We start from the raw sequence: 15,531 nt of genomic DNA on the forward strand, positions 1-15,531 counted from the left end.
AGACCGCGGACCTGACATCGGCGCGGCCGATGTGAACACCGAGCCCCGCCGCCATCCGCGACGTCTCCCTGCCTACCGTGCACGAGCTCGTTAGGTGACCCCAGGGGTGCCGCGCGCCCACGGGTGGGAGATCCGCTTGGTGTCGAGGACGAACGCGAGCGAGCCGTAGTGGAGCATCTGGCAGGTGATGCAGCGCAGGGTCACCGAATTGCCGCCGCGGTGGAGACGGTATATCCGCGTCGTCGTCAGAGAAGCTCTTCGGGGCATGGAGGTAGCAGCGTCGTGGGTCTGTCTGCTCCGCGATGCCCAGCGGCTGTAGGAGGGCCTGGTGCAGCGGAATGCTCCACTCGTGCGTCAGTTCCCGGCGCTCGCGGGTCAGCAGCCCGTACGCGATGCCGCCCACGGCCGGGGCGGGGGCCGCGCCGATGCCGCCGGCATCCAGGCTCGCAAGGGCTTGGTCCCGGTTGTCCCAGAGGTCCTGGGGGTCTGCCCGGTGGCTTGGCGGTCCCGGCTGAGCAGGTAGCCGCTCTCCGTGGCTCCGACTCCCAGCGCGAGGCGGAAGGCGAGGCGATGCCACCCGGCCCGGTAGGAGCGGCGGGGTACGCGGACCTCCACCTTCGGCAGGACGAGGGTGCCCGGCCGCGAGAAGGTGGCGCCGGTGCGCGTCACGCCGTCCAGGTCGCGGCCGGCCACGATGCGGCCGATGCCGAACACGAGGGATTCGGCCGTCTCTTCCACTAGATTCCGTGTGTCTGGGCGGGCAGGTACGCCTTTGCTGGGTGAAGCTGAAGGCGTGAGCATCAGTAGCGAGCGCCCGGTAAGTGTTCAGCAGATCTACGCGGCTCTGGCCGCTCTTGCGGGGGAGCCGGTGGCAGAGCCGGAGAAGCGGCCCGAGGGGCCGCAGGAAGAAGACCGCCTGCACCTGTTGGGCAGTCTGCTGGCGAGAACGGAGCTTGAGATCACCGCCGCAACCCGTCTGACCGAGGAAGGGGAGATCGAGGACGTCCTCGAGACGTTGCTCGGCTGGGGGGAACAGGTAGGAGCGGATTCCGGTCTCGCGGTCAACGTCCTGACGAACCGGCTGCAGCGCACCGCGCTGCAGGTCTCCGAAACCGAGGCGGAAGAAGTGCCACCGGGCCGGGAGGCAGCCTTCGCGGCTTCCATGACAGCGGTGTACGCGCTCAGCGCCCAGCTGCACGCCGAGCGTGGCGACACAGAGGGAACCCGACGCGCTCTGAGCGGGGCGGAAGAAGCCCTCATCGACATCCTGCAAGGCATGCATGACCTGCGCGTCGCCATCGGCGACGCGCCCGGGCCTGAGAACGAAGCCGACGACTGACACGCTCGGCACCTGACCGGCGCCTCCACCCACGGGAGCCGGTACGCGGCCGCAGTTCGATCCCGGCATCCTGTGAGCCCGCAGACTCTCCTGCTCGGGCGCCAATGACCAGAACCGTGTCGAGTTCCGTGAAAGAACCCACCGGAATCCATGGGAGCGCGCGCCTCATCCCCGGGCTGCGTCCACACCGCGCATGCCGGGTCCCGGATGGCGAACCGTCCGGGTCCGTCGCCTGGATGCAGCCGTTGCGTCGGTGATCTCGTTGACGAAAGTAACCGCGCTCCAAGTCGGTCTCATCGCAGCCGTAGTAACACCCCTCGACTTCGCCCCTGGCATCCACAGCTCGATGCCCCCTGCGCAGCAACCAAGCGATACGACATGCCAGGGTGAACGTTGGCTGATGCGGCACTAGCGCAGGCGGTGAACGGGGCCTCGATACGGTTCAGCCAAGAACTGTTCGTCGGTTTGCAGGCGACTCGCCCGCCGCCGCGCGTCGCGGGGTGGGTCAGGGGGCAACGGCGAGGACGATCTTGCCGGTGGTGCGGCCGGTCTCACCCAGTGTGTGGGCTCGGGTGACTTCTTCGAGGGGGAAGCTCTTGTCGACGACCACGCGCAGGCGTCCACCCTCGACCAGGGAAGCGATCTCGCGCAACCCCGCATGGTCGGGCTCGACAAGCATGAACACCGCCCGTGCTCCGGCCGCTTCGGCCTCCTTGGCGGGGAAGGTGTCGTCCAGCGGAAGGATCGAGACCAGCATGCCGCCCGGCCGCAGCGTTCGCAGCGACCGCGCCCAGTTGGGGCCGCCGAGGGAGTCCAGGGCGACATCCACGTCGCGCAGGGTCTCGGCAAAATCCTGGGTGCGGTAGTCGATCAATTCGTCGGCGCCCAGCGAGCGCAGCAGCTCATGCTTGGCGGCGCTGGCCGTGCCGATGACATACGCACCGCGGGCCTTGGCGATCTGCACGGCCAGATGACCGACTCCTCCGGCAGCCGCGTGGATCAGGACGCGCTGGCCGGGCTGGACGTTCGCGGTGTCCACCAGGGCCTGCCAGGCGGTCAGGGAAGCCAACGGCAGGGCGCCGGCCTCGATGTGGGTCAGGCCCTGGGGGCTCGGGGCGAAGTGCCGGGCCGGGGCGGCGATGTACTCGGCATAGGCGCCCGCCGGGTGCGGGAAGCGTGGCATCCCGAACACCTCGTCGCCGACCTGGAAGAGTGTCACCCCGTCGCCGACCGCCTCGACCACCCCGGCGACGTCGAAGCCGAGCGTGAACGGCGGCTTGGCACCGTCGGCGAAGACGCCCCGCTCGCGGATCTTCCAGTCAGCCGGGTTCACGCCCGCCGCATGCACACGGACCAGGATCTCGCCCCGGCTCGGAACCGGCCGTTGCGTCTCGACGAGCTTGAGGACGTCCGGTGCTCCGGCGGTGTCCTGGGAGATGGCGCGCATGGTCGCGGGGGTGGTGGCCTGGTCCATGATGGCTTGCTCTTTTCAGCAGTGGGCTTCTTGTGGTGTGTGCCGGTCCTCTTGGGCACGCCCTCAGACTCCCCGGGCGGACAGCCCCCCAGTAGTGGCCTGATGGTCGCGGAGTGAAAGGATCGGGCCATGCACCACGTCGGCGTTCTGGCCCTGGATGGGGTCGTCCCTTTCGAGCTCGGCATTGCCGCCCGGATCTTCGGCGCCGCCCGCGACGCCGCGGGCAACCGGCTCTACTCCGTGACCACATGCAGCTTGGACGGCCACCCCGTCCGAACCGAAGCTGACTACCAGCTCACCGTCTCCCACGATGCCTCCCTGCTGGCCACCGTCGACACCGTCGTCATCCCGCCCACTCACGCGCTGGGCCCCATCCGTGAGGAGGGCCGCCTGCCCGACACCCTGCGCAAGGCCCTGGCTGCAATCCGGCCCGGGACCCGGATCGTGGCGATCTGTACCGGCACGTATGTGCTGGCCGCCGCCGGACTGCTCGACGGCCGCCCCGCCACCACACACTGGCGCGAGGCCGACCGCCTGCAGCGTATGTTCACCTCCGCGCGCATCGACCCCGGCGTCCTCTTCATCGACGACGGCGAAATCCTCACTTCCGCCGGGGTAGCCGCCGGCATCGACCTGTGCCTGCACATCGTCCGCCGCGACCACGGCAGCGACATCGCCAATGAGGTCGCCCGATCCTGCGTCGTACCGCCCTGGCGCGACGGCGGCCAGGCCCAGTACATCCGGCGCCCCGTCCCCGCCCCCTCTGCCCCCGGCACCGCCCCCACACAGGCATGGGCCATGGAGCGCCTCGCCGAACCCATCACACTGGCTGACATGGCTGGCCACGCCAACGTCAGCGTGCGTACCTTCACCCGCCGCTTCCGCGACGAGGTCGGCACCAGCCCCGGCCAGTGGCTCATCCGCCAGCGCGTCGACCTGGCCCGGCACCTGCTGGAGACCACCGACTGGCCCATCGACCTGGTCGCCAACCGCGCCGGATTCGGCACCGGTGTCTCCCTGCGCCAGCACCTTCACGCCGCAATCGGAGTCACACCCCAGGCATACCGCCGCACCTTCCGCCCCACACCCGTCGGCGGTTCAGCGCAGTAGCGGCGAACAACTCACCGTTCCGCCTGGCCTACGCCACATCTCCGGCGCCTTCTACCCTCCCTGGAGACGCAGACGACGCTCGCCCGCTGGCGCGCCGCGTGGATGAAGTCGCGTGACGCCCATGACGCGGTGGCGCACGTACTGCTCCCGATGCGGGTTGGCCCCTCGCTCTGCGCGCAACGACCTACCGCAGAGCCCCCAGAGAACAACGGGCGGATGCGTAACCGCGCTGGTGCGAGATCGGGACCGTGAGGTCTCGTACAAGGAAATCGGTCAGGGCTACGAGCTTTCTCGGGGGGGATGGACCCGGCGCGGTGCAAGCCGTCAGGTGGACGGTGCCGGTACTGGGGCCATTGTGGAGTGGCCTCAACCGCTTATCGGGATCGTTTTCGCGAGCCTTGGGTGGAGTTGCCGGGGCGTTGGCGAACTTGAGGGACACGCCGAGTGAGGCAGAGGTGATCAGTAGGTCCGTTGAGGCGCGACTCGTCCCGCAGTGAGTGCGCGCGAGTCAGACGATGTGCCGTCCCCCGTCCACAGTGAGCACGTCACCGGTGGTGTACGCGGCGTTGGCAAGGTAGTGCACGGCCTCGGCCACGTCGGCGGGTGAACCGACGCGGCGCAGCGGGGTGTTTGCGGTGATCCACTCGCGGGAGTTCTCCCACACTTCCTCCGCCTCGTCGTACCACGACGTGTCGATGAGGCCGGGAGCCACCGCGTTCACCCGGATGCGCGGGCCGAGCTGGGAGGCGAGCAGCCGCGTCATGTGGTTGAGGGCGGCCTTGCTCACCGCGTAGGGCACCGAACTCCCCAGGGCGCGGGTGGCCGAGACCGACGAGATGTTGACGATTGCTGCGGACTGCGACTGCTCCAGGTACGGGACCGCGGCCGTGGTCAGCTGCCAGACGCCGAAGACGTTGACGTCGAAGATCTCCCGCCAGGCGGCGGCATCGGCCGCCTGCAGGTCGTCCAGCGGGATGAAGCGGGTGGTGCCCGCGTTGTTCACGAGGATGTCGAGCCGACCGTATGTCTCGACCGTCTCCGCCACGATCCGGCCCGCGTCCGCCGTATCGGCCACGTCGCCCTGCACGTACACCGCGTTGGGCAGTTCGGCTGCGAGTTCCTTACCGGCCGACGCACTCCGCGCGGAGTTGATGACGAGCCTGATGCCGTCGGCGGCGAACCGCCGGGCGATGGCCGCCCCAATGCCGGATGACGAACCCGTGACCAGCGCTACTCGGCTCTCACTCACTTCTTCCCCCTCGTGGAATTGATCGCTGACGTGTCGGGAGGCGGAGCATAGTCTATCGGTAGACGGAATCCATATTCCATATTATGGAATTCACTTCTGGGTGACCGTGACCGCAGCGCAACGCGGGCGGTTCCGCCCTTTCTCCGTGTCCGAAGGGCGTGAGCAACCTGCCAACACCAATCCTGGATGGCGGGCGGGGGCGCTTGGGTGGGGGCAGCCGGTGGCGTTCGGCTGTCTCCTGCGTGCGACTCGGCGTGGGGTGCGGGGCCGGTGTGGGTGTACCGGCCTCGGTGTCAGCTACCCGAGCGGCGCCCAACCCGACCTGCTGCGCCCGGCGCTGGAAGCCGCAGGAGTCATCGCGCCACAGGACTCCATCGATGACCTGCTCGGCGACGACAAGGAACTCTCGCCTCTCGAAGCCAAGCGCAAGGCCCTTCAGGTCATCAGTGGTACTTCGGACTGGCCCTGTCGCGACAGTGATCGAGAGCGGGCGGCTTCCCTCCGTGGTCACCCGCACCTCGCCACCCACATCCTGGTGACCATCCGTTGTCTCCTACCGCGCTGATCAGCGCCCAACCCCACTCACGGGTAACCGCCCTTCCTCGACGGTCAAGTTGAACGCACGCAGTCCTTCCCTCGAAGCCCCCGTATCCAATGGCTTGCTGGTAAACGCCCTGCCCTGCCTGCCTGCCCTGCTAGAATGCTGGTCATCACGCAAGCCTTCTCGGTGCGGATTCCAATCCGCCGGGGAGGCTTTTTTCGTGCCCGGGGCCCGTCTGCCTCGACCCTGGTGGACCCGCTTCGAGGTTCTCGCCCTGCCGATCGACCTGAACGCGCCGCAGCGCCGCCCATCGGTTCTTTGTTTCTAACGGCAAGAGGAGATCCATGTCATGAGCTCACGGACGAACACCAGGCCAGCCACGGGTACTTGGCAACTCGGTGACCGGACCGTCAACCGCGTCGGGTTCGGCGCGATGCGCCTGACGGGTACCGCGCCCTTCGACCGCGGTGTGCCGCGTGACCGCGAGCGGTCGATCGGGGTGCTGCGGCGGGCAATCGAGCTCGGCGTGAACCACATCGACACCGCCGCGTTCTACTTCTCGGCGACGCGCTCCGCCAACGAGCTGATCAACCGGGCGCTGGCGCCATACCCGGAGGACCTGGTCATCACCACCAAGGTCTGGCCGGGCCGCGATCCCTCGGGCGCCTGGTGGTGGGCCGCGCCGGCGCAGTTGCGCGGGCAGGTCGAGGAGAACCTGCGCCAGCTCGGTCGCGATCACCTGGACGTGGTGAACCTGCGCGTGCCTCCGAGCCGGCGGACCGGCTCGATCGGCGAGCACTTCGGCGCGTTGGCCGAACTGCGCGATGCCGGGCTGATCCGCCACCTCGGCGTCTCCAACGTCACGTCCGAGCAACTGGCCGAGGCCCGGGCCATCGCCCCGGTCGTCTGCGTGCAGAACCCCTATGGGATCGGTGCGTCGGGCGAGGACCGGGCACTCCTGCGGCTCTGCGGTGAACTCGGCCTCGCCTTCGTCCCGTTCTTCGCGATCGCCGGTCCCGGGCGCGAGGCGGGTCCGGCTGTCAGCGACCACGAGGCGGTGTGCGCCGTGGCCCGCGCGCACGGTGTGTCCGTCGCGCAGGTCCGGCTGGCCTGGACCTTGCAGCAGGGTCCGCACGTGCTGGCGATCCCGGGGACCGGTGATCCGAACCACCTCGCGCAGAACGTGGCGGCCGGCGCGCTGCGGCTCTCGGAAGACGAGATGGCGCGCCTTACCTCGCTGCGGCCGACCGGAGCCTAGCGGCGCCACCGCCGGCCGGATCCATTCCACCGGCCACCGCTCGCACTGAAAGGGTCCGCCAGAGCCGTACTGGCGGACCCCCTTAGTCATGCAGTTCGCGTCCTGCGACAGATGACAGGGTGGGGACGGACTCGGCGGGCTGTGGTGCTGTCGACCAGGTGTAGGCGCCGGGGGCGAAGGAACGCAGTTGTCTGACGAGCCGGTTCGTGGACCACGGCCAGCAGAAGGTGTTCACACCGGGGAGGCCGAAGTAGTAGCTGGAGTAGTCGGCGGTGTTGTAGACGGTGGTCCGCAGGGCCGACTGCAGGGCGGCGTAGTACGCCTCCTGGACGTCCGGCCGGACATCGAGGGCTGTGTGTCCGCCGGCACGGAGGTGGGTCAGGGCGCTGATGACATGACGGAGTTGGGCTTCGACGACGGTGGGGACCGCAGTGGTGCCGGAGAGCAGGTTCGGTCCCGTGAGCAGGAAGAGGTTGGGGTAGCCGCTGACGCTGGTCCCGAGGTAAGCGGGGCGGTGGTGTGCCCAGGCATGGGCCAGGGGGGTGCCGCCGGTGCCGTACAGGTGGCGGGCGAAGGGCGGTTCGCCGATGTGGAAGCCGGTGGCGAGGACGACGGCATCGGCACGGACTCGGGTGCCGTCGGCACCGATGAGGTCCTGGCCTTCCACGGCGGTGAGCCGGGTGGGGTGGAGCCGGACGTTGGGGCTGGTGAGGGTTGGGTAGTAGGTGTCGGAGGCGATGATGCGGCGGGCCCCTAGGCGGTAGCGCGGTGTCAGTGCCCGGCGCAGGGCGGGGTCGGGCACGGAGGTGCGCAGATGGTGCCGGGCGGCGGCCTCCAGCGGCGGCAGCAGGCGGGGGTGGCGCAGGAGGAAGCCGATGGCCTCCTGGGTCCAGTAGTGCTGGCCGCGGAGCGCGCGGCGCACCGCCGGGTGACGGGCAAGGAACCGGTGGAGGGCCGGGGGCAGGGCGTAGTCGGGTTTGGGCAGCACCCAGTGCGGGGTGCTCTGGAAGACGTCGATGAGGGCTGCCCTGGGCTGGATCTCGGGGAGGAACTGCACGGCGGAGGCCCCGGTGCCGACCACGGCGACGCGACGGCCGGTCAGTTCGGCGTCGTGGTCCCAGCGGGCGGAGTGGAAGACGGGGCCAGGAAAGGTGTCCAGGCCGGGGATGTCCGGGTAGCGGGGGCGGCGCCAGGAACCGGCGGCCGCGATGACGACTCGGGCGGTGCGGGTGCCCGCAGTGGTCCGCAGGATCCAGTGGTGGGCGGCCGTGTCCCATCGGGCCTCCAAGACCTCCACGCCGTGGTGGACGACCTTGTCCACACCATGTTCCGACGCCGTGGCTCGCAGGTAGTCCAGGATCTCGGACCGGGAGGCGAAACACCTGCTCCAGGCGTGGGGAGCGAAGGAGTACTCGTACAGCATGGCGGGGACGTCGCAGCCGCAGCCGGGATAGGTGTTGTCACGCCAGGTGCCGCCCATCCGCGCGGATTTCTCCAGCACGGCGACATCATCGATGCCCGCCCGCCGCAGGGCGATCGCGGCCGCCACACCGGACATACCGGCACCGATGACAAGGACCTCCGTCGTGCCGGACTCGTGGTCGACGGCATTGTCGCTCATGGCATCGCCCCCTTGGTTGCCCATCGAGGCGGCGAACCTACCCAGGGGGCGAACCGGGAACGCGGGTGCGGGATGAAAGCAACTCGCACGGGTGACTCGCCCCGTTGGACGGTGTACTGAGGCTCTCCCGTGTGCAGGCTCCCTGTCATGACGATGGGTGTGGAACCGCCGAGCAGGGTCGGCCGACGTCGCTCCACAGACGGACAAGCCGGCAGTCCGGCAGGTGAACTCCCCTTTCCAAGCGGTTGGTTCGCCCTGGCACGCTCCGGCGAACTGGCCCCCGGCCGCGTGCTGACCCGTCGGCTGGCGGACGAGGACGTGGTCCTCTACCGCACCCGCGACGGCCGGCCGTACGCGGTACGGGCCTACTGCCCGCACCTCGGTGCCCACCTGGGCGTCGGCGGCACCGTCGAGGACGACAACCTGGTGTGCCCTTTCCACCGCTTCGCATTCGCCCCCGACGGTGTCTGTGTCAGCACGCCCGACGGCCCGCCGCCACGTGCCCGCCTGGAGCACCACACCGTCCGTGAGCGCAATGGCTTCGTCTTCGTGTGGCGCGGGCACGACGGTTCTCCGCCCACCTGGGAACTGCCCGACACCTCCCCCGCGTCGGCCGCCCCAACCGCCAGCTGGGCAACCGACGTTCATGCTCACATCCAGGAACTCGCCGAGAACACGACCGACCTACGGCACCTGCCCGTCGTACACGACGTGACCGTATGGAAAGCCGACCCGGCACAGGTTCAAGGTCCCTACCTGCGCACGTACTTGCGTCTGGGGCCCAATCACTCTCTCCTGAAGAAGATCCAGTGGGATCACACGTTCCTGCTGGCCGGGATGGGATACCTGCGTATCGAACTCCCTCTGCCCGCGCTCGGACTCGTCGTCCACCTGTGGGTCATGCACATCCCGACCGGGCCACGGCTCACCCGCCTGATGCTCGCCACCGCCTGCACGGACACACGGCCACGCTCAGCCGGAGCTTCGCTCCTTCGGCGTCCTGTGCGCCGCGCCATCGCCCGCGCCATGCTGTGGACCGCGGTCGGTAAGGTCCAGGACGACGTGAGGATCTGGAACGCCAAACGCTACGAGCCGCGCCCCCGCCTCGCCGCCGGCGACGACGCCATCGGCCTCTACCGCCACTGGGTCCGCCAGTTCTACCCGCCCACGTGAGGCCGCCCCATGCTACTGACGATTCCCCTGATGCTCGCGCTGTTCATGGCGAATCTGGACCAGACGATCGTCGCCACCGCCCTGCCCAGCATCGGCCGTGACCTCCATGCGGGCGACGGCGTGTCCTGGATCGCGGCCGCCTATCTGCTCACCGGATCGGTGTCCACCCTCCTGTGCGGGAAACTCGGCGACCTCTACGGCCGTAAGAGGGTCCTCCAACTGGCCGTCGGCGTCTTCCTCGCGGGTTCCCTGCTGAGCGGCATCGCCACCTCCCTGCCTCTGCTGGCCTCCTCACGCGCACTGCAGGGCATCGGCGGTGGCGGAATCACCTCACTGGTCCTGGCGATCACCGGCGACCTCGCGTCCCCTCGTCGGCGGGCCAGACTCCAGGCCGCCCTGGGCACGGTCGCGGCCCTCGCCCTCATCGCCGGCCCGTTGTGCGGAGGCGCGTTCTCCGACGCACTCTCCTGGCGCTGGATCTTCTACGTCAACCTGCCCATCGGGGCCGTAACCCTCGTCGCGGTCGGCAGGAGGCTCCACCTCCCCGGCCCGGGGGTGGCCGACGGCACGGTCGACATCCTCGGCGCCATGGCGGTCACCGTGTTCACCACCACCGTGACCCTGCTCACCACCTGGGGCGGACACAACTACGCCTGGTCGTCCCCCGTCATCCTCGGCCTGGCCGTCCTCGGCGCCTTGTCCCTGGCCGGCTACCTCGTCATCGAACACCGTGCAGCCGAGCCGATCACGCCGCTGCACCTGTTCCGCTCCGCCAACTTCGGTCTCGCAGCCGCCCAATTCCTGCTCTCGGCGCTGGTGCTGATGGCCGGCATGCTGTACGTGCCGATGTTCTTGCAGACGGTCCAGCGCAAGTCCGCCTTCACCGCCGGTCTGTACGTCATCCCGCTACTCCTCGGTCTGGTCGCCGCCGCAGTGATCTCCGGCCTCCTCATCACCAGGACCGGCCGCTACAAGGCCTACCCGGCCGTCGGCGCCGTCCTGATCGCGGCCTCCATGGCGGCCCTCAGCCGCGCCGACCAGCACACCGGAGCGGTCTTCCTGATCATGCCGCTGGCAACCGCCGGAATCGGCATCGGCTTCTTCGTCCAGGTCTGCATTCTCGTCGGTCAATACGCCGTCGAACACGCCCACATCGGCACCGCCACAGGCGTACTGAACTTCTTCCGATCCCTCGGCGGAGCCTTCGGTGCCGCCATCTTCGGCGCCATCCTCAGCGCCAACGCGCCCCGCCCAGCAGGAGACAGCACGGCATTCCAAGCCGTCTTCACCTGGACCATGCCCTTCATGGCACTTGCCTTCGCCCTCGCCCTCCTGACCAGGGAACAGCCCCTGCCCGACGAACCTGCGCAAGTGCGCCTCGCCGCCGGTACCGACTGAACCGCCACAGGCGCGTCCCGGCGGGCGCAGACGCGCGGCGCAGAGCGCCTTCGGCGTCGTCTGCTGTCCCGTCCCCGATAACCGTAGGAAGCGTGATGTTCACCGCGGAGCCACGCCAGCAGGCGCCGTGGAGTCCGTCGCGATGTGCTGGGTGCTCCTACTGCTGGAGCTCCATGACGTCGGCGACCACGCAACTGGCGTTGTCGGGGCCGCCGGAGCCGTTGGCGAGGGCGATGAGTTCGCGGACGGCCTGCTCGGGTTCGCTGACCTCGGCAAGTACTCGGCGGATGTCTTGGGCCGGTACGACGGTTGACAGGCCGTCGGAGCAGAGCAGGTATCGGTCCTCCCGCTGGGCATCGTGAAGACGCATGTCAGGGGTGGTGTCAGTTCCTGGGCCCAGGGCCCGGACCAACAGCGACCGCTGGGGGTGGGAGACGGCTTCTTCCGGGCTGAGGCGTCCTTCGTCGACCATCGACTGGACCATGGTGTGGTCGTGGGTGATCTGGAACAGTTCTCCGTCGCGCAGGAGGTAGACACGGGAGTCGCCGATGTGGACGAGGGCCAGCTGTGATCCGGTCCAGAGCATCGCGGTGAGTGTCGTGCCGGAGGCTTCGGGCGAAGGGCCGCTCCCGGTGATCTCGTGCACGGCCTGCTTGGCCTGTTCGATGACGTCTTCGAGGACGTTGAGGAGATCGCCGGCCTGGATACTGTCGGTTTCGAGGGGCTTGAGCGCGTCGATGGCGGCCGCGCTGGCGAGGGCTCCTTGGCTGCCGCAGCCGTCGGCGACGGCGAGCAGCCGGGGTCCGGCGTAGGCAGCGTCCTGGTTGCTCTTGCGGACGAGGCCCGTGTCGGACAGAGCGGCGTAACGGATTCCCAGGGGCGTGGCGGTCGGGGACATGGCGGGGTCCTTCCGTGACAGGTGGTCGATGAGGAAGGTGGCCAGGTCCCGTCGTGCGGCGGTGTCGGCCTCGACCTGGGACCAGAACGCTCGGACCTCCTGGGCTGCCGCGACTGCATCCAGCGTGCGGACGTGCTGGATGCGGGCCAGGGGCATTCCCAGGCGGCGGAGCCAGGCGACCAGTCGGGCCTGGTCCAGCTGTTCCGGTGCGTAGAGGCGGTAGCCGGTCACCGGGTCGACGCGGGCGGGGGGCAGCAGGCCGAGCTCGTCGTAGAGACGTAGTGCCTTCGGCGACAGCCGGGATGCCTTCGCGAACGCCCCGATGGTCAGCAACCCCATGCTCGTTCCTCCTCATGCCGAGCGCCTTCCCGGCCCCACTGATGCTGCGGGCTCCCCCAAGGTGAAGGTCAACCAAGGTTTCTGCTTGGCCCCGTCCGATGGTCTCCCACTCAGCTGGCCTGGGTTTGTTCGGCCTGGGCCTTGGTGTGGGCGAGGCGGTAGGACTCGGCGCCGGTCGGGATGATGGCGCCGTTGAAGGTCAGCCGGTCAACGATGGCCGCGCAGAGCCGCGGATCGGTGAAGGCCGCGTCGGCGAGCAGCTCGTTGAGCGGGAGCGTTGGTGGGCTGCGGCCCGTTCGCGGGTTGCGCATCGGCGGGGGCAGTCGCGGCGTTGCGGGCCGCTGACTTGGGTGATGAAGACGTTCTGGCAGCTGGGTGCTGCGCGGAGCCTGCCGGGCGGGCGTTGGCGGTCCCCAGACGAGGACAGTCAGGGCCATGCAGGACGAGGCAAGAAGCCACTCGCCCCAGGGGGCGATGTCGTCGCGGTCGAGGTGAGGATGCCAGGGGGTGGTGCCACTGTGCGACTTCAGGCCGATCGCTCCGGTGTGTTCGTAGAGGGTGGTGACGGGACCTCTGCGGCCGCGAGGCCAGCTCCTCCGACGCGGCGGCCGCAGGGGGTACGGAAGGAAACCTCGGAAAGATCACCGACACGTGCGCCCGCGTTCAGCAAACGGGCGCCGCCGCGGATGATGGGGGTGAGCGCCGTATCGAAGCCCGGCACGGACGTCGCCCGCAGCGACCGCCCGACACTACGTAGAGTGTGCTGCATTGCGGTGCGGATGCGGATCCGCCGGGGGAAGGAGCGTGCCATGGGTACGTCGTACAGAGACCAGACCGACGCCTTGCCTGTCAGCGCGGAGCAGGTTATCGCGGAGGCGCGAAAGGCGTTCTTCGTGATGTTCGGGGGTCTCGCGCTCGTCTGGGTTCTGCAGCTCGTCAACTACACCGATCACTACGCCCTTTCCAGGGACTACGGAGTCAGGTCCGGCGACATCGGCACGCTGCCCGACATCCTCGTCGCGCCTCTGCTGCACTGGAGCTGGGCACACATCGAGAGCAACTCCGGGCCACTGTTCGTCTTCGGTTTCCTCGCCGCCTACCGAGGGGTGGCGCGCTTTCTCTGTCTGAGCCTGCTGGTCGGCGTGACCAGCGGGCTCGCGGTGTGGTTCTTCGAACGAGGCGACGTGGCTACGGTCGGCGCCAGCGGCCTGATCTTCGGATACTTCGGCTACGTCGTCGTGCGTGGGCTGTTCGACCGGCACCTGATCGACACGCTGATCGGTGTGGTCATGGCAGCATCCTTCGCTTACCTGCTCACCGTGGCCGTCCCCGGGACGCCGGGAGTGAGCTGGCTGGGACATTTGGGAGGGCTCATCGGCGGCCTGGCGGGGGCCTGGGTGTTCCGGGACCGGCGCTCGCGGGCCGACGCAGGCGCGGGCTCTCGCCCGGGACCGGGGCTGGCCACGCGCGGCGACGTTGAAGCGCGCTCCGACCACCCTCGCGCCGACCTTCACAAGGAACTCGGCGACCTCGGTCTGCTCTAGGCGGCCCTGCAACAGGTGCTGGACCCCTGTCGGCAGGAGGGTACGAAACAGGTGATTCTGGACAACACCTGACCGGGGGCAACCGCGTCGCCGGAGCCCGCTAGAACGGCAATGACCTGTGTGGTTCAGCCAAAGCCAAAGGGTGTTCAGTGGGAACGTGCGGTTCCTCTCGGCCCCCGACGTCAGCCTGCGGTCAGAGGCTGACCGGTCGGCGTAACCGGTGCGGCCGGCGTGCATTGTGCCCTGCATGGACTAACTTCTCGATCCCGCCTTCGGTATGCCGGAGCTGTGCGAGTCGCGCCTGCCGCTGTTCACGCTGGCGGAGGCCCCAACTCCGGGACGTCCTGAAGCACTTCGGCGGCGGCCGGTGCCCCGCTACCGGGAGGCACCCGTGCCGGTAGCGGGACTGGCAGGCGGGCCGACGCGGGCCAAGGAGCGGCTGAGAAGTCAGCGCGTGCCTGCAACGGGCACTGCTCGGACGTCCTCAGCTCATCAGCTCGGGCGTGAAGTAGTCACGCAATCGAGCGATCTTCCCGTCGCGGATGCGAAAGATCTGTACCAGTGAGACAACCACGTCCTCTTCGTCCGCGTCGAATACCGTGTCGATCTCGGCGATGAACACGTCGGGATCAGAGGTGGTGTGCAGCACGTACCCGGACTTCTCAAGGTTCGGCGAGCGGTCGCCCTTCACCTGCTGCTCGTAGTACGCCGCCATCGTGCTACGGATCTCCTCACGACCCACCAACCTCCTGGGGAAGGCGGCGCCGGCAGGCATCAGCGGCGCCTCGAAGACACCGTCCGCGGTGAAGTTCTCGGCAAGGGCATCAGCATTCCGGGTCATGGCACCGGCGTAGACGTAACTCTCGAAGATCTCCTGCGGCGTTCGGGACACGACGGCCTCCCTCGACTCGGACGTAGAAGGCCACATCATCACAGTCACGCTTTCGGGAAGGCGGTTTCCGGGGACGATCACGATGCGCCCGATCGGCCGACCTCCAGTCGCCGCGGCCGGCGTGGGCGATCGTCGCGGGCCCGTGGAGGAACCGAATCGGCCGGGCCACTCGCAGTGGACCGTGCACGAGCGCGCCGTGAGAAGGACTTCCGCAGCCAGGAGCTTCGACGCCAGGTGCATGGCGGGTACCTTGTCGCCCTGTCACGGGCCCGGAGCCAGTTGCGCGACATAGCCCATAACGTCCAGGAGCCGCCAGAGCAGCGGGCCAGGCAGGCACTCGACACAGTACGCGAGAGCGGCGCGTACGAGCTCCGCCACCAGTTGCAGCTCTGCGCGCCAGCCGAGGTGCTGGCTGGCACTCACTGAACAGGTGCACGCAGCGCTGCGGGACCTTCGGGAGCAGGTGCTGAACGGAGCCACTTCCGAGAGCGAGACGTACCGGGCAACGCGCGCAGCCTACGAGACTGCCGCCCGGGCCCTCCGCGAAGCGACGCGTCGCGACCTGGATGTCGCCCCGGGCCAGACGTGACCCGCTGTCGGCCCCGGCTTCCCCACGGAGATGAACCTTGGCCATTGCCTCCCAAAGCCCCGCGCCCGCCTGCGTCTCGTACCCTTGGCCCGTCTCGCCGGCGTTG

General features: G+C 68.9%; 13 protein-coding genes and 2 pseudogenes. 6 read left to right on the forward strand and 9 right to left on the reverse strand.

The window, feature by feature from the left end; genetic code table 11:
- Window positions 1-375: 375 nt before the first annotated feature.
- The gene (locus tag ACWC0C_RS41890) at window positions 376-738 is read right to left on the reverse strand and encodes a hypothetical protein (protein WP_450869936.1); all 363 of its coding nucleotides are present in this window, start codon (window positions 736-738) and stop codon (window positions 376-378) included.
- A 55-nt stretch (window positions 739-793) separates the two neighbouring features.
- Here ACWC0C_RS41890 and ACWC0C_RS41895 point away from each other — a divergent pair, with 55 nt between their 5' ends.
- Window positions 794-1,339 (forward strand): hypothetical protein, encoded by a 546-nt coding sequence (locus tag ACWC0C_RS41895; RefSeq protein ID WP_450869938.1) that lies wholly within the window; start codon window positions 794-796, stop codon window positions 1,337-1,339.
- 505 nt (window positions 1,340-1,844) lie between these two features.
- On the opposite strand, the gene ACWC0C_RS41900 is transcribed toward ACWC0C_RS41895, so the two are convergent.
- A complete protein-coding gene (locus ACWC0C_RS41900) occupies window positions 1,845-2,813 on the reverse strand; it encodes an NADP-dependent oxidoreductase (RefSeq protein WP_450869940.1) in 969 nt (322 codons plus the stop codon).
- Between the two features lie 129 nt (window positions 2,814-2,942).
- Here ACWC0C_RS41900 and ACWC0C_RS41905 point away from each other — a divergent pair, with 129 nt between their 5' ends.
- Window positions 2,943-3,923, forward strand: coding sequence for a GlxA family transcriptional regulator (locus ACWC0C_RS41905; protein ID WP_450869942.1), 981 nt, complete (start codon window positions 2,943-2,945; stop codon window positions 3,921-3,923).
- A 508-nt stretch (window positions 3,924-4,431) separates the two neighbouring features.
- Here the strand turns inward: ACWC0C_RS41905 and ACWC0C_RS41910 are convergent.
- Entirely contained in the window at window positions 4,432-5,172 is a 741-nt protein-coding gene (locus ACWC0C_RS41910) for an SDR family NAD(P)-dependent oxidoreductase (protein ID WP_450869944.1), read from the reverse strand.
- A gap of 890 nt (window positions 5,173-6,062) precedes the next feature.
- Between ACWC0C_RS41910 and ACWC0C_RS41915 the strand changes: the two genes are divergently transcribed.
- Complete coding sequence (locus tag ACWC0C_RS41915) at window positions 6,063-6,971, forward strand: aldo/keto reductase (RefSeq protein WP_450869946.1); 909 nt, start codon at window positions 6,063-6,065, stop codon at window positions 6,969-6,971.
- Window positions 6,972-7,053: 82 nt separating this feature from the next.
- Here ACWC0C_RS41915 and ACWC0C_RS41920 read toward each other — a convergent pair whose 3' ends face one another.
- On the reverse strand, window positions 7,054-8,592 hold the full coding sequence (locus tag ACWC0C_RS41920) for a flavin-containing monooxygenase (protein WP_450869948.1): 1,539 nt from the start codon (window positions 8,590-8,592) through the stop codon (window positions 7,054-7,056).
- Between the two features lie 147 nt (window positions 8,593-8,739).
- Here ACWC0C_RS41920 and ACWC0C_RS41925 point away from each other — a divergent pair, with 147 nt between their 5' ends.
- Window positions 8,740-9,765 carry an aromatic ring-hydroxylating oxygenase subunit alpha gene (locus tag ACWC0C_RS41925; protein WP_450869950.1) on the forward strand — a complete coding sequence of 342 codons (1,026 nt, stop codon included), beginning with the start codon at window positions 8,740-8,742 and terminating at the stop codon, window positions 9,763-9,765.
- A gap of 30 nt (window positions 9,766-9,795) precedes the next feature.
- Entirely contained in the window at window positions 9,796-11,163 is a 1,368-nt protein-coding gene (locus tag ACWC0C_RS41930) for an MDR family MFS transporter (RefSeq protein WP_450869952.1), read from the forward strand.
- Between the two features lie 157 nt (window positions 11,164-11,320).
- On the opposite strand, the gene ACWC0C_RS41935 is transcribed toward ACWC0C_RS41930, so the two are convergent.
- The 3 genes and pseudogenes from ACWC0C_RS41935 to ACWC0C_RS41945 all read right to left on the reverse strand — a co-directional run.
- Complete coding sequence (locus ACWC0C_RS41935; protein ID WP_450869954.1) at window positions 11,321-12,400, reverse strand: MerR family transcriptional regulator; 1,080 nt, start codon at window positions 12,398-12,400, stop codon at window positions 11,321-11,323.
- 110 nt (window positions 12,401-12,510) lie between these two features.
- Window positions 12,511-12,642 (reverse strand): annotated as a pseudogene (locus ACWC0C_RS41940) (IS21-like element helper ATPase IstB); the annotation flags it as partial.
- Window positions 12,600-12,957 (reverse strand): annotated as a pseudogene (locus ACWC0C_RS41945) (CGNR zinc finger domain-containing protein); the annotation flags it as partial. The pseudogenes ACWC0C_RS41940 and ACWC0C_RS41945, both read right to left, overlap by 43 nt.
- A 252-nt stretch (window positions 12,958-13,209) precedes the next feature.
- Here ACWC0C_RS41945 and ACWC0C_RS41950 point away from each other — a divergent pair.
- Window positions 13,210-13,944 carry a rhomboid family intramembrane serine protease gene (locus ACWC0C_RS41950; protein WP_450869956.1) on the forward strand — a complete coding sequence of 245 codons (735 nt, stop codon included), beginning with the start codon at window positions 13,210-13,212 and terminating at the stop codon, window positions 13,942-13,944.
- 484 nt (window positions 13,945-14,428) lie between these two features.
- Here ACWC0C_RS41950 and ACWC0C_RS41955 read toward each other — a convergent pair whose 3' ends face one another.
- A complete protein-coding gene (locus ACWC0C_RS41955) occupies window positions 14,429-14,836 on the reverse strand; it encodes a nuclear transport factor 2 family protein (RefSeq protein WP_450869958.1) in 408 nt (135 codons plus the stop codon).
- 261 nt (window positions 14,837-15,097) lie between these two features.
- A complete protein-coding gene (locus tag ACWC0C_RS41960) occupies window positions 15,098-15,259 on the reverse strand; it encodes a hypothetical protein (RefSeq protein WP_450869960.1) in 162 nt (53 codons plus the stop codon).
- Window positions 15,260-15,531: the final 272 nt, after the last annotated feature.

The sequence above is a fragment of the Streptomyces sp. NPDC001709 genome (assembly GCF_053596375.1).